12 protein-coding genes are annotated in these 13445 nt (G+C 72.3%); 10 read left to right on the top strand and 2 right to left on the bottom strand.

Going from position 1 to position 13445, the window contains the following annotated elements; genetic code table 11:
* Positions 1–12 precede the first annotated feature (12 nt).
* The 10 genes from AB0D66_RS19400 to AB0D66_RS19355 all read left to right on the top strand — a co-directional run bounded on the left by AB0D66_RS19400 (position 13) and on the right by AB0D66_RS19355 (position 11013).
* Positions 13–951: a GNAT family N-acetyltransferase gene (locus AB0D66_RS19400; RefSeq protein WP_362304531.1), complete on the top strand. Its 939-nt coding sequence runs from the start codon at positions 13–15 to the stop codon at positions 949–951.
* Between the two features lie 107 nt (positions 952–1058).
* Positions 1059–2693, top strand: a complete 1635-nt coding sequence (locus AB0D66_RS19395; protein ID WP_362304528.1) for an ABC transporter substrate-binding protein — start codon at positions 1059–1061, stop codon at positions 2691–2693.
* Positions 2694–2723: 30 nt separating this feature from the next.
* Positions 2724–3647: an ABC transporter permease gene (locus AB0D66_RS19390; RefSeq protein WP_362304525.1), complete on the top strand. Its 924-nt coding sequence runs from the start codon at positions 2724–2726 to the stop codon at positions 3645–3647.
* The gene (locus AB0D66_RS19385) at positions 3640–4650 is read left to right on the top strand and encodes an ABC transporter permease (RefSeq protein WP_362304522.1); all 1011 of its coding nucleotides are present in this window, start codon (positions 3640–3642) and stop codon (positions 4648–4650) included. The genes AB0D66_RS19390 and AB0D66_RS19385 overlap by 8 nt, the downstream gene beginning before the upstream one ends.
* Positions 4651–4662: 12 nt before the next feature.
* On the top strand, positions 4663–5637 hold the full coding sequence (locus tag AB0D66_RS19380) for an ABC transporter ATP-binding protein (protein WP_362304519.1): 975 nt from the start codon (positions 4663–4665) through the stop codon (positions 5635–5637).
* Positions 5630–6673 (top strand): dipeptide ABC transporter ATP-binding protein, encoded by a 1044-nt coding sequence (locus tag AB0D66_RS19375; protein ID WP_362304514.1) that lies wholly within the window; start codon positions 5630–5632, stop codon positions 6671–6673. The genes AB0D66_RS19380 and AB0D66_RS19375 overlap by 8 nt, the downstream gene beginning before the upstream one ends.
* Positions 6674–7165: 492 nt before the next feature.
* A complete protein-coding gene (locus AB0D66_RS19370) occupies positions 7166–7360 on the top strand; it encodes a hypothetical protein (RefSeq protein ID WP_053677094.1) in 195 nt (64 codons plus the stop codon).
* A 23-nt stretch (positions 7361–7383) separates the two neighbouring features.
* Positions 7384–8283 carry an N-acetyl-1-D-myo-inositol-2-amino-2-deoxy-alpha-D-glucopyranoside deacetylase gene (mshB, locus tag AB0D66_RS19365; protein WP_362304510.1) on the top strand — a complete coding sequence of 300 codons (900 nt, stop codon included), beginning with the start codon at positions 7384–7386 and terminating at the stop codon, positions 8281–8283.
* Positions 8280–8663: a DUF6113 family protein gene (locus AB0D66_RS19360; protein WP_362304506.1), complete on the top strand. Its 384-nt coding sequence runs from the start codon at positions 8280–8282 to the stop codon at positions 8661–8663. The genes mshB and AB0D66_RS19360 overlap by 4 nt, the downstream gene beginning before the upstream one ends.
* A 355-nt stretch (positions 8664–9018) precedes the next feature.
* Positions 9019–11013: a peptidoglycan binding domain-containing protein gene (locus AB0D66_RS19355; RefSeq protein WP_362304503.1), complete on the top strand. Its 1995-nt coding sequence runs from the start codon at positions 9019–9021 to the stop codon at positions 11011–11013.
* A gap of 542 nt (positions 11014–11555) precedes the next feature.
* Here the strand turns inward: AB0D66_RS19355 and AB0D66_RS19350 are convergent.
* On the bottom strand, positions 11556–12350 hold the full coding sequence (locus AB0D66_RS19350; RefSeq protein ID WP_362304500.1) for a transglutaminase-like domain-containing protein: 795 nt from the start codon (positions 12348–12350) through the stop codon (positions 11556–11558).
* Positions 12347–13333, bottom strand: a complete 987-nt coding sequence (locus AB0D66_RS19345; protein ID WP_362304497.1) for a GNAT family N-acetyltransferase — start codon at positions 13331–13333, stop codon at positions 12347–12349. The genes AB0D66_RS19350 and AB0D66_RS19345 overlap by 4 nt, the downstream gene beginning before the upstream one ends.
* Positions 13334–13445 lie beyond the last annotated feature (112 nt).

The raw sequence follows: 13445 nt of genomic DNA, 5'->3' as shown, positions 1-13445 counted from the left end.
GACAGTGGGGCGATGACCGCCATGCTGACCGTCCGGCCCGCCGGCCCCGGGGACGCGTCCGACATCTGCGCCCTGCTCAACGCCGTCGACATGATCGAGATCGGCCGCCCGGAGACCGACCTCGGCACCGTCGAGGCCGACCTGAACCACCCCGGCGTCGACCTGGCCCGCGACTCCTGGCTCGCCTTCCAGGACGGCCGGCTCGTCGCCTACGCCCTCGTCTGGGCGGACTCCGGGCCGGGCCGCGTCGACGGGGACCACTACGTCCTGCCCGCCCACCCCGAGGCCGCCCTGCGGCTGCTCGAGCTCATGGAGGCCCGGGCCCGCACCCTGGCCGCCGGGGCCGCAGAGGGCCGGCTGAGGATGCAGCTCAACATCAAGCCCACCCTCGACCTCTCCCTGCTCACCCACCGCGGCTACCGCACCGTACGCCGCCACCAGGTCATGACCCGCGCCGTGCACCCGGCCGCCGACCTTCCCCCCGCCCCGCCCGCCGGGCTGGCCCTGCGCGACTGCGCCGCCGACGAGGCCGACCGCCGCCGCGCCCACGCCCTGGTCGAGGAGACCTTCGCGGCCCACTTCGGCCATGTGGAGCGCGCGTACGAGCCCTGGCTGGACCACCTGGACGCACGCGGGCTCGACTGGTCCCTGGTGTGGATCGCCTCCCTGCCCGGCGAGGGCGACGTGGCCGTCCTGCTGACCCGGGACGACCGTACGAGCATGGGCTGGCTGAGCCACATCGGCGTACGCGAGACCCTGCGCGGCCGCGGCATCGGCGGCCACCTGCTCCGGCACGGCTTCGCGGCCTACGCGGCGCGCGGCCGGGACACCGTGGGCCTCGGTGTGGACGTCCACAACGAAACCGGCGCACTCGCGCTCTACGAGGCGCACGGGATGGGCCTGCACTACGCGGTCGACACCTGGGAGCTGCCTTTGCACTCGCAGGGGTGACAGGCGGCGGACGCGCGGGTGCAATCGGGCCAACCGGGAGTGTGGGGGACCCCTCATAGGGTGACATAGGGCCCTAAGCGAGTCTTGGGATCCCTAGGAGGCACTCCATGCGCGGAGCCACCCACGCCAAGTGGGCCGCATGTGCGGTGGCCGTCGCCCTCGCGGCGACGGCCTGCGGCGGCGGAAGCGACGGCGGCGGAGGCGGTGGCGAGGGCGCGGGAATCGTCAGCTCCTCGTGGGGTGACCCGCAGAACCCGCTGGAGCCCGCCAACACCAACGAGGTGCAGGGCGGCAAGGTGCTGGACATGCTGTTCCGGGGTCTGAAGCGCTACGACCCGAAGACCGGTGAGGCCTTGGACTTCCTCGCCGAGAAGATCGAGACCACCGACAGCCAGAACTTCACGATCACGCTGAAGGACGGCTGGAAGTTCAGCAACGACGAGCCCGTCACCGCCCAGTCCTTCGTGGACGCCTGGAACTACGCGGCGGACGTGCGCAACAAGCAGAACAACTCGCCGTTCTTCTCGGACATCGTCGGCTACGAGGACCTGCACCCGGCCTCCGGCGAGCCCAAGGCCAAGACGATGAAGGGCCTCGTCGTCAAGGACCCCAAGACCTTCACCGTGGCCCTGAAGGAGAAGTTCTCCACCTGGCCCGAGACCCTCGGCTACCAGGCCTTCTCCCCGCTGCCCAAGGCCTTCTTCACCGACCACGCCGGCTGGCTCGCCAAGCCGGTCGGCAACGGCCCCTACACGGTGGACTCGTACACCAAGGGCACCGGCATGAAGCTGCGCAAGTGGGAGGGCTACCCCGGCGAGGACAAGGCGCAGAACGGCGGCGTCGACCTCAAGGTCTACACGGACAACAACACCGCCTACACCGACCTGATCTCCGGCAACCTCGACCTGGTCGACGACGTCCCGGCGCAGCAGCTGAAGAACGTCGCGAACGACCTCGGCGACCGCTACATCAACCAGCCCGCCCTGATCATCCAGACCCTCACCTTCCCGCTGTACGACCCCCAGTGGAGCAAGGAGGGCATGGAGAAGGTCCGCCGCGGCATCTCCATGGCGATCAACCGCGACGAGATCACCAAGCAGATCTTCCGGGACACCCGCACCCCCGCCAAGGACTGGACCTCCCCGGCCCTCGGCGACAAGGGCGGCTTCAAGGCCACCGCCTGCGGTGACGCCTGCACCTTCGACCCCGCCGAGGCCAAGAAGCTCATCCAGGAGGGCGGCGGTCTGCCCGGCGGCAAGGTCACGCTGACCTCCAACGTGGACACCGGCTCGCACCGCGACTGGATGGACGCCGTCTGCAACAGCATCAACAACGCGCTGGGCGAGGGACCCGTCTGCACGGTCAACCCCATCGGCACCTTCGCCGACTTCCGCAACCAGCAGAGCAGCTTCAAGCTGACCGGCCCCTTCCGCTCCGGTTGGCAGGCCGACTACCCGCTGATCCAGAACTTCCTGGAGCCCCTGTACTACACCGGCGCCTCCTCCAACTACGGAAAGTTCAGCAACCCCGAGTTCGACAAGCTCGTGGACCTGGCCAACCAGGAGAGCGACACCGCCAAGGCGACCACCACCTTCCAGGACGCCGAGAAGATCCTCGCCGAGCAGATGCCGTCCATCCCGCTCTGGTACCAGAACGGCAGCGCCGGGCACTCCGAGCGGATCACCGACGTGGCGCTCAACCAGTTCAGCGTGCCGGTCTACGACCAAATCAAGGTCAGCTGACCGACCGACGGATCGATCCTGGAGCAGTCCATGGGACGTTACGTGATCCGGCGGCTGCTCCAGATGATCCCCGTGTTCATCGGCAGCACGTTCCTGATCTTCTTCATGGTGTACGCGCTCGGTGACCCGGTCGCGGCCCTCTTCGGCGACAAGGCGCCCGACCCCGCCACCGCCGCGCGCATCCGCAAGGACCTCTACCTCGACCGCCCCCTGTGGGAGCAGTACCTCCACTACATGGGCCAGATCTTCCAGGGCGACTTCGGCACGGCCTTCAACGGCCAGAAGGTCACCGAGCTCATGGCGACGGCCTTCCCCGTCACCCTGCGCCTGACCATCGTCGCGATCCTCATCGAGATCGTCATCGGCATCACCCTCGGCGTGGTCAGCGGACTGCGCCGGGGCAAGGCCGTCGACACCTCCGTACTCGTGATGACCCTGGTCGTCATCTCGGTGCCCACCTTCGTGACGGGCTACCTGCTCCAGTACCTCTTCGGCGTCAAATGGGGCTGGGTGCGGCCCACCGTCTCCCCGGACGCCCCCTTCGACGAGCTGATCCTGCCCGGCATCGTGCTGGCGCTCGTCTCGCTCGCCTACGTGACCCGGCTCTCGCGCACCTCCATCGCCGAGAACGTCAAGGCCGACTACGTCCGCACCGCCGTCGCCAAGGGGCTGCCGCGCCGCCGCGTCATCACCCGACACCTGCTGCGCAACTCCCTGATTCCGGTGGTCACCTTCATCGGCACCGACATCGGCGCGCTCATGGGCGGCGCCATCGTCACCGAGCGGATCTTCAACATCCACGGCGTCGGCTACCAGCTCTACCAGGGCATCCTGCGCAACAACGCGCCCACCGTCGTCGGCTTCGTGACCATCCTCGTCATCGTCTTCCTGCTGGCGAACCTGCTCGTCGACCTGCTCTACGCGGTCCTGGACCCGAGGATCCGTTATGCCTGAGCCCGAGCGCCCCGACGCCTACGACCCCGTGGGCCCCCTCCCGCGCGAAGCGATGTCCCCCACCGGCCAGGGCGGAGCCATGGACCTCGCCCTGGAGGAAGGAGAGAGCCTCGAGAAGACCCTCGCCCCCGCTCCCGGCGGAGCCGGCCCCTCGGAGAAGGCCCGCTCGCTGTGGTCCGACGCCTGGCACCAGCTGCGCCGCAACCCCGTCTTCATCGTCTCCGCCCTGCTGATCCTCTTCCTCGTCCTCATCGCGATCTGGCCGCAGCTCATCGCGAGCGGCGACCCGCTCCAGTGCGACCTGTCCAAGTCCCAGGAGGGCTCCTCCCCGGGCCACCCCTTCGGCTACGACACCCAGGGCTGCGACGTGTACACCCGGACCGTCTACGGCGCCCGCGCCTCCATCACCGTCGGCGTCTGCGCCACCCTCGGCGCCGCCCTGCTCGGCTCCGCGCTCGGCGGGCTCGCCGGGTTCTTCGGCGGCTGGTGGGACGCGCTGCTCTCCCGGGTCGCGGACATCTTCTTCGGCATCCCGGTGATCCTCGGCGGCCTGGTCTTCCTGTCCGTCGTCACCAGCACCACCGTCTGGCCCGTGGTCGGCTTCATCGTGCTGCTCGGCTGGCCGCAGCTCGCCCGCATCGCCCGAGGCTCGGTGATCACCGCCAAACAGAACGACTACGTCCAAGCCGCCCGCGCGCTCGGCGCCGGCAACGGCCGGATGCTGCTGCGGCACGTGGCGCCCAACGCCGTCGCGCCCGTCATCGTCGTCGCCACCATCGCGCTCGGCACCTACATCGCCCTGGAAGCCACCCTGTCCTTCCTCGGCGTCGGCCTGCGCCCACCCACCGTCTCCTGGGGCATCGACATCTCCAACGCGGCCTCGCAGATCCGCAACGCCCCGCACATGCTGCTCTGGCCGGCGGGCGCGCTCAGCCTGACCGTGCTCGCCTTCATCATGCTCGGCGACGCGGTGCGCGACGCCCTCGACCCCAAGCTGCGCTGAGGAGCCCCGCACATGCTGCTCGAAGTCCGCGACCTGCACGTGGAATTCAAGACGCGCGACGGAGTCGCGAAGGCGGTCAACGGCGTCGACTACTCGGTGGACGAGGGCGAGACGCTCGCCGTGCTCGGCGAGTCGGGCTCCGGCAAGTCGGTGACCGCGCAGGCCGTCATGGGGATCCTGGACGTGCCGCCGGGCCGGATCGCGGGCGGGGAGATCCTCTTCAAGGGCCGGGACCTGCTGAAGATGAAGGAGGAGGACCGCCGGAGGATCCGCGGCGCCGAGATGGCGATGATCTTCCAGGACGCCCTGTCCTCCCTGAACCCCGTCCTCAGCGTCGGCGCGCAGCTCGGTGAGATGTACGAGGTGCACCGCGGGATGTCCCGCAAGGACGCCAAGGGCAAGGCCGTCGAGCTGATGGACCGGGTGAAGATCCCGGCGGCCAAGCAGCGCGTGGGGGACTACCCGCACCAGTTCTCCGGCGGTATGCGCCAGCGGATCATGATCGCGATGGCGCTGGCCCTGGAACCCTCGCTGATCATCGCCGACGAGCCGACCACCGCCCTGGACGTCACCGTCCAGGCCCAGGTGATGGACCTGCTGGCCGAGCTCCAGCGCGAGCTCAACATGGGCCTCATCCTGATCACCCACGACCTGGGCGTGGTCGCCGACGTCGCCGACAAGATCGCCGTCATGTACGCGGGCCGGATCGTCGAGGCCGCTCCGGTCCACGAGATCTACCGGGCGCCGGCCCACCCCTATACGAGGGGCCTGCTGGACTCGATCCCGCGCCTGGACCAGAAGGGCCAGGAGCTGTACGCGATCAAGGGCCTGCCCCCGAACCTGCTGGCCATCCCGCCGGGTTGCGCCTTCAACCCGCGCTGCCCGATGGCGCAGGCCGTCTGCCGGGCCGAGGTCCCTCCGCTGGCGCAGGTCGCCGAGGACCGGACCAGCGCCTGCTTCTTCTGGAAGGAGTGCCTCCATGCCTGAGTCCCTTCTGGAAGTGAAGGACCTGGTCAAGCACTACCCGCTGACCCAGGGCATCGTCTTCCGCAAGCAGGTCGGCGCGGTCAAGGCCGTGGACGGGGTCTCGTTCGGGCTGCGCGCGGGCGAGACGCTCGGCATCGTGGGCGAGTCCGGCTGCGGGAAGTCCACCGTGGCCAAGATGCTGGTCAACCTGGAGCGGCCGACGGCCGGCGCCATCTCCTACAAGGGCGAGGACATCACCAAGCTGTCGGGCAAGGCCCTCAAGGCCGTGCGCCGCAACATCCAGATGGTGTTCCAGGACCCGTACACCTCGCTGAACCCGCGCATGACGGTCGGCGACATCATCGGGGAGCCGTACGAGATCCACCCCGAGGTGGCTCCGAAGGGCGACCGGCGCCGCAAGGTCCAGGAGCTCCTGGACGTCGTGGGCCTCAACCCCGAGTACATCAACCGCTACCCGCACCAGTTCTCCGGCGGCCAGCGCCAGCGCATCGGCATCGCCCGCGGCCTCGCCCTGCGGCCCGAGATCATCGTCGCGGACGAGCCGGTCTCCGCGCTCGACGTGTCGGTGCAGGCGCAGGTGATCAACCTGCTGGCGCGCCTGCAGGACGAGTTCGACCTGTCGTACGTGTTCATCGCGCACGACCTGTCGATCGTCCGGCACATCTCCGACCGGGTCGGCGTGATGTACCTGGGCCGCATCGTGGAGATCGGCACCGACACCGAGATCTACGACCACCCCACCCACCCGTACACCCAGGCCCTGCTGTCGGCGGTCCCGGTCCCGGACCCGGAGGCCCGCGCCCGCCGCGAGCGCGTCATCCTCACCGGCGACGTGCCGTCCCCGGCCAACCCGCCGTCGGGCTGCCGCTTCCGCACCCGCTGCTGGAAGGCGCGGGAGAAGTGCGCCGTGGAGGTGCCGCTGCTCGCCGTTCCCGAGGTCTTCCCGTCGGGCCCCGCGGCGCATCCGTCGGCCTGTCACTTCGCGGCGGAGAAGCACGTGGTTCCCGCGCCGCCGCCGGACGGCGCGGGCGGGTAGGGCGCCGCGCTCCGCCTCTTCTCCGCTCGCCCCGGGTCGGTGGTCCGGGTCCTCGCAGGGGGCGCATCGCCCGGCGCAGGGCGGCTGTTCGGGGCGCGCGGCCGAGTCCCTTCCGGCCGACCTCGCCCCTCTCGACGGTGTCCGCGCGGTGCGATCATTTCCAGCCACCCCCGACCGGCCGGTCAGGAAGGGCGCTGATCAGCCAACACCGTTTACACGCAGGCAACTTGACCGTTTCTGCCCCGAGATCTGGGGCATGCAGCCTGGACCGCGTGCGGCCGTGCGGGTGCCGACAGCCGGCCGGAGGGGCGTACGGCCCCTCCGGCCGGCCTCCCGTGTGCCCCGGCCCGTGCGCGCCATGCGCCCCTCGTGCTGCCGGAATTCGATCGATGCGCTGGTACGGATAGTTATGATCCGTAGCGCACGGTGGGTATGACTCCGCCGAGCACTGATACGCGTACCGATGTCCGCTCGACGTGGAGGTGAAACGCCGTGGCACTCTCGATCTCGGCCGTGGTGCTGCTGGCGATCGTCGTATTCCTGCTGGTCCGACGGTCGGGCCTGAAGGCGGGACACGCGGTGGTCTGTGTACTGCTCGGCTTCTACCTGGCGAGCTCCACCATCGCCCCGACCCTCAGCCAGCTCACTTCGAACGTGGCCAGCATGATCAGTGGCCTCAAGTTCTGAGCCGTGCCTCGTAGGCTAGGCCCATGAACGGTCTTCCCGCCCGTCGTCTGCTCCTCGTGCACGCGCACCCGGACGACGAGTCGATCAACAACGGCGTCACCATGGCCAAGTACGCGGCCGAGGGGGCCCACGTCACCCTGGTGACCTGCACCCTCGGCGAGGAGGGGGAGGTCATCCCGCCCGGCCTCGCCCACCTGGCGGCCGACCGGGACGACAGCCTCGGCACCCACCGGGTCGGCGAGCTCGCCGCCGCCATGGCGGAACTGGGCGTCACCGACCACCGGTTCCTCGGCGGCCCCGGCCGCTTCCGGGACTCCGGGATGATGGGTGCCCCGCAGAACCGCCGCCCGGAGGCCTTCTGGTCCGCCGACGTGGACGAGGCCGCCGCGTTCCTCGTGGAGGTGATCCGGGAGGTGCGGCCGCAGGTGCTGGTGACCTACGACCCGCGCGGCGGCTACGGGCACCCCGACCACATCCAGGCCCACCGCGTCGCCATGCGCGCGGCCGAACTGGCCGCCGAGACCGCCTATCGGCGGGACCTGGGCGAGCCGCACGGCATCGGGAAGATCTACTGGAACCGCGTGCCCCGCTCGGTGGTCGAGGAGGGCTTCGACAAACTGCGGGCGGCCGTCGGGATCGAGGCCCCCTTCCCCGGGATGGCCTCGCCCGAGGACGTGCCCGGGGTCGTGCCCGACGAGCGGATCACCGCCGAGATCGAGGCCCCCGAGGAGCTCGTGGCGGCGAAGGCGGCGGCCATGCGGGCCCACGCCACCCAGATCGCCGTGGACGGCCCCTTCTTCGCCCTCTCCAACGACCTGGCGCAGCCGCTGTTCGCCCGCGAGTACTACGAACTCGTCGCGGGCCGGCCGGGCGCACCGGCGGGCGAGCGCGAGCGCGACCTGTTCGCCGGGGTGGCGGCATGACCGGGACGCTGACCCCGGCGCGGATCGCCGGCTGCCTGGGCCTGCTGGTGCTCGGCGCCCTGACCGGCCTCGCCGGCTGGCTGGTGGTGGACCTGTGGTTCCCCGGCGGCCTGTTGCTCGCGCTGCTGGCCGCCTTCGGGCTCTTCCTCGGTGGCCGGATCGCGCTCGGCACCGGACTCGGGGTCGGCGGGGCCGCGGTCGGCTGGTTCCTGGCGTACGTGATGCTCGGTGTCCCGCGCCCCGAGGGGGACTTCCTGCTCAGTTCGTCCGGAATCGGCATGTACGTCTACCTTTTGGGTGGAACGGTCTCCGCTGTGATGTGTGCCACGATGCGCCTTCCGCTGGACGGACCGGTTTCGGCCGCGCGGCCTGCCAAGTGACGTGGTGTCGGACTCTTTAGGGGTCGCTGCTCCGGGCCGGGCGCGGGGGCTCGCGGGCGGCTTCAAGGGGGTTTGGCGGGCGCTATGAGGAACCCCTGATTCCTGCGGGTCAGTTGCGCGAGGGCGGCGGCCAGTATGGTGGACGGGCCGCCGAGCTGCCCGCGCACGGTATGACGGGCGGCGGAGCCAACCGGGAGAACCTGCCTTGAGTCGTGAAACCGACAGTTCGTCCTCCGGGCCCACAGGGCGCGGTGGAGCCGCCTACCCCTCGGGTACACCGCCGTATGGAACCGGCCAGTACCCGTCCACGGCTGTGCCTGGGCCTGGCGCGGCGACTGCCCCGGAGGAGAACCCTGTGACCTCGAAGCCGTCCACGCCCGACTCGGACGGGCCCAAGACCGAGACCACCCTGACGACCCGGATCCGGATCAACATCCCGGGTTCGCGGCCGATCCCGCCGGTGGTCGTCCGCAAGGCCATGGGCCCCGCCGCGGAAGCGGCCGACGCCGCGCCGGCGGGGGCCCGGGCATCCGAGCCCCCGGCGCCCGGACCCGGACGGGCGGCCGAGCCGCCGCTCCCGCAGCGGCCGCAGCCCGTGCCGACCCGGATCGAGGCCGAGCGGGAGCCCGCACGCGCCCCCCAGCAGGGCCCGGGCGCACCGGCCGAGGAGCCCGCCAGCAACTGGTTCGCGCCGCGCAAGTCGGCCAACCCGGCGCCCGCGCCCGGCCCCGCTCCGGCGCCCGGACCGGCGCCCATCGCGCCGGCCGGCCCCATCGCGGGCCGCGCACCGACCCCGGCCCAGGCCCCTGCTCCGCACCAGGCACCGCACCCGGCTCCGGGACCGCGCCCCGCTCCCGGACCGGCCCCGGCGCCCGGACCGCACCCGGCGCCCGGACCGCACCCGGCTCCGGCGCCGCGTCCCGCCCCGGCACCCGGGCCCGGTCCCGCGGCGGGCCTTACCCCGCCGCCCCCGGCCGGGCCGGGCGCCGGCTACCCGCCGCCCGTGCGCACCCAGGCCGCGCCCGCACCCGACGCGGGCTTCGCACCGCCGCGCACCCCGCCCCCGCCGGTCGGGGACTACGGCCCGCTCCCGGGCGGCCCCGGCGTCGACTCGACCCAGGGTTTCCCGGCGTACGGGGGCCAGGACGACACCGGCCCGGTCACCGAGGCGTTCCCCGCCTACGGCAGCCGGGGCGACGAGTTCCCCGCCGGCCCCACTGCCGGCCCCGGCTTCGGCAGCGGCCCCGTCGGCGGCCCCGCGGCCGACGGTGCCCCGCGCTGGCCCGGACCCGAGATGGACCCGGCGCCGGCGCCGACCCCCGTCCCGACCCCCGTCCCGGCCCCCGCGCCCGCGGCTCCGCGTCCGGCCCCGCAGCAGACGGCACCCGCCAAGGCCGCGAAGCCCGCCAAGAAGGGCCGCTCCAAGGTGGTCCTGCTCGGCGGCGGCATCGTGGCCCTGCTCGGCGTGGCCTACGGAGCCGGGCTGCTGCTCAACCACTCCGACGTCCCCAAGGGCACCACCGTCCTCGGCGTCGACATCAGCGGCAGCCGTGACGAGGCCGTGAACAAGCTCCAGACGGCCTTCGGCACCCGCGCCGCCGCCCCGCTCCAGCTGAGCGTCGGCGGCAAGCAGGTCGAGCTGAAGCCCGAGAAGGCCGGCCTGACCCTGGACAGCCAGACCACCGTCCGCAACGCCGCCGGCAGCGACTACAACCCGATCACCGTCATCGGCTCCCTCCTCGGCAACGAGCGCAAGGCCGACGCCGTGATGCCGGTCGACGAGGAGAAGCTCCAGGTCGCGCTCCAGGAGCTCGCGGGCACCGCCGGCACGGCCACCGAGGGCACCATCAAGTTCGACACCGGCAAGGCGGTGGCCGTCCCCGGCAGCCCCGGCTCCACCCTCGACGTGGACGCCTCCGTCGACCAGGTCACCAAGGCCTTCCGCGACATGGTCGCCACCGGCAACGCGGCCGTGGCCGAACTGCCCGTGACCACCAAGGCACCCGTGATCGACGAGGCCGAACTGAACCGCGCGATGAAGGAGTTCGCCGAACCGGCGATGTCCGCCAACGCCACGGTCAAGATCGGTTCCAAGTCCATCGCCTTCGGCGCCAAGTCCCTGCCGAAGATCCTCAGCATGCAGCCCGTGGACGGCCACCTCGTCGAGAAGTTCGACCTGGAGGCGCTCAAGGAGACCTACGGGAACACCTTCGACGGCATCACGATCGCCCGCGGCACCGGCGCCAAGACGGCCGTGACCCCGCAGGACGTCGCCGGAGCCCTCGGCAAGGCCCTGCGCGGCAAGACCACGGCCGAACGAACCGTCGTGGTCGACACCAACGCCGGCTGACCCCCGGGCGGGGCCCGTACCCGGCCGGCCGGCCGCTGCCGGGGGCCGCCCCCGGCCCCCGCGCCTCAATCGCCGGCGGGGCTGGGTCGGGCCGGGCTGTCCGCGCTCACCCGCGCCACCGCTGCCGGGGGCCAGCCCCTGGACCCCCGGCGCCTCTATCGCCGGCGGGGCTGGATTTGGCGGGACTGTCCGCGCCCACCCGCGCCGCCGTTGCCGGGGGCCAGCCCCCGGACCCCCGCGCCTCAAACGCCGGCGGGGCTGGATGTGGCCGGCGTTGACATCCCGTGCGGCCAAATCCAGCCGCACGAGGCACAACCCAGGCCCGTCGGCGGGCGAGGGGAGGGGCCCCCGGTCCCTGGGCCGCGCCCGGCGGGTGAGGGGCGGTTCCGCGCTCGGGTCGCGCCTGTGAGCGGGTTGCGGGGGCACAATCCAGCCTCGCCGGCGTTTGAGGCGTGGGGGTCCCCCCGGACGGAGTCTGGGGGAGGGTCTGGGGCGGAGCCCCGGGGGTGGGGCCGCCCCGGCTGGTGAGGGGCGCAGGCGGGCTAGTTCAGGAGGGCACGGGCGGCGGCCGCCTCCGCGCGGACCCGGGCCGCCGCATCGGCGTCCACCGCGGCCACGACCTCGGCATAGGCCTCCAGCTCGACCGCCCCGTCCCGGAAGGCCCCCCGTTCCACCAACAGCCGCGCCCGCTCGTACCGCAGCGACGCGGGATGCGACGGCAGCAGCAGCGACAGGTCCAGCGCCCACAGCGCCACCCCCGACTGCTCCGGCCGGGTGGCGGCCCAGGCCCGGATGTTGTTCAGGATCCGCAGCACGATGTCCAGCGTGCGCGCCGGGGACCGGGGCCCCTCGGCCAGTTCCGCCGGCCCCGCCCCCAAGGACGCGCCGCCCGCGAACGGGTCGACCACCACGCCCTCCTCCGGGTCCCCGAAGCCCACCACGAAGTGCCCCGGCAGCCCCAGCCCGTACACCGGCGCGCCCGCCCGCCGGGCGACCTCCAGCCAGACCACGGACAGCAGGATCGGCAGCCCCCGCCGGCGCCGCAGCACCTCGTGCAGCAGCGAGGACGACAGCCGTTCGTAGTCCGCCGGGGTGCCGTGGAAGCCGAGCCGCCCGCCCAGCAGTTCCGTCACCGCCGAGGCCCAGGCCCGCCCGCCCCGCAGCCCGTACGGCAGCATCCCGGCCAGCCGGTCCAGCTCGATCTGCGCCCAGTCCACGGCCCGCTCGTCCAGCTCCGGGTCCGCCTCCGCCGCCAGCAGCAGGCACAGCAGCGCCAGGTCCGGCCGCTCCGAGCGGGCCTCCGCGGCGAACTGCTCGCGCCGGTCCGCCGGAGTCACCGCGCCGCCCGGTAGTGGTGGTACGTGTGGTGCGTGGCGAAGCCCATCCCGTCGTACAGGGCCAGTGCCCCCGGATTGTCCGTCTCCACCTGGAGCCAGGCCGCCGAGGCGCCCTCCTCCAGCGCCCGCCGCGCCAGCGCCGCCATCACCGCGGTCGCCAGGCCCTGCCGCCGGTGCGCGGGATCGACCGTCACCGCCGCGAAACCGGCCCACCGCCCGTCCACCACGCACCGCCCGATCGCGCGGCCGTCCGGCAGCGCCGCGAACCACACCGACGGGCCCTCGACCAGCAGCCGCCTCGCCACCTCCGGGTCGCCGACCCTGCCGTAGCGCCCGAGCCATGCCTCGTCCGGGGTACGGGTCAGCCGTACGGCCCCGGCGGCGGGCGCGTCCGCGTCCCCGACCGGCGCCAGCGCGCCGATCCGCACCTGCGCCGACACCTCGGCCGCCCAGCCGCGCCGCTCCAGCTCCGCGATCAGCAGCTCCTGGGTGCCGGCGGCCCCGGTCGCGGCCTGCACGTACGCGGGAAGTCCTCGTTGCGCGTACCAGGAGGTCACTCGCGCGAGTGCATCGTCCAGCGGTATCCCGGGATCGCCGAGCGGCAGCACCGAGTTGGCCCGGCGGGTGAAGCCGGCGGCCGCCCGCAGCGTCCACTCGCCGAGGGGCTCGCTCTCCAGCGGCTGCCAGGACCGTGCGGCGACCCTCGAAAGCTCCTCGAAAGAGGCCGCGGGACCCCTCCGGCGGGCCGGCGCCGGCGGCACGACCTTGCCCGCCACCAGCGAGGATTCCGCGATGCGGACGGACTTTCCATTCTTTTGTGTGATCGTCAGCACACCCTCGTTCCAGGATGTGAGAACCCCTACGGCGTCCGCATACGCGGGGGCCCCGCTCGACCCGTACTCCACCCGTCGTACAGAGACTCGTTTACCCACGTCAGCCGGGGTGATACGGACCTCCAGCAGCCCACCGGCAGTGATTTCCACAGCTCTGTCCGCCCCTCCTGTTCGGATCGTGCCCGGGAACGGAGATACTAGGTGCGGGCATCGACGACGCCGCGCTCCCGCGCGATATGGAAAGCCCTACCGAGGAGGAACG

It is taken from the genome of Streptomyces sp. NPDC048270 (assembly GCF_040652335.1).
In the GTDB taxonomy this organism is placed as follows: Bacteria; Actinomycetota; Actinomycetes; order Streptomycetales; family Streptomycetaceae; genus Streptomyces.
The sequence above is the reverse complement of the archived record's forward strand: the minus strand, read 5'-3'. Positions and strand labels throughout refer to the sequence as shown.

What these genes read in the sequence shown, in the direction of transcription:
- AB0D66_RS19385 (WP_362304522.1), top strand. Translation starts at nt 3,640, where the DNA reads ATGCCTGAGCCCGAGCGCCCCGACGCCTACGACCCCGTGGGCCCCCTC.
- AB0D66_RS19380 (WP_362304519.1), top strand. Translation starts at nt 4,663, where the DNA reads ATGCTGCTCGAAGTCCGCGACCTGCACGTGGAATTCAAGACGCGCGAC.
- AB0D66_RS19390 (WP_362304525.1), top strand. Translation starts at nt 2,724, where the DNA reads ATGGGACGTTACGTGATCCGGCGGCTGCTCCAGATGATCCCCGTGTTC.
- AB0D66_RS19375 (WP_362304514.1), top strand. Translation starts at nt 5,630, where the DNA reads ATGCCTGAGTCCCTTCTGGAAGTGAAGGACCTGGTCAAGCACTACCCG.
- mshB (WP_362304510.1), top strand. Translation starts at nt 7,384, where the DNA reads ATGAACGGTCTTCCCGCCCGTCGTCTGCTCCTCGTGCACGCGCACCCG.
- AB0D66_RS19395 (WP_362304528.1), top strand. Translation starts at nt 1,059, where the DNA reads ATGCGCGGAGCCACCCACGCCAAGTGGGCCGCATGTGCGGTGGCCGTC.
- AB0D66_RS19360 (WP_362304506.1), top strand. Translation starts at nt 8,280, where the DNA reads ATGACCGGGACGCTGACCCCGGCGCGGATCGCCGGCTGCCTGGGCCTG.
- AB0D66_RS19400 (WP_362304531.1), top strand. Translation starts at nt 13, where the DNA reads ATGACCGCCATGCTGACCGTCCGGCCCGCCGGCCCCGGGGACGCGTCC.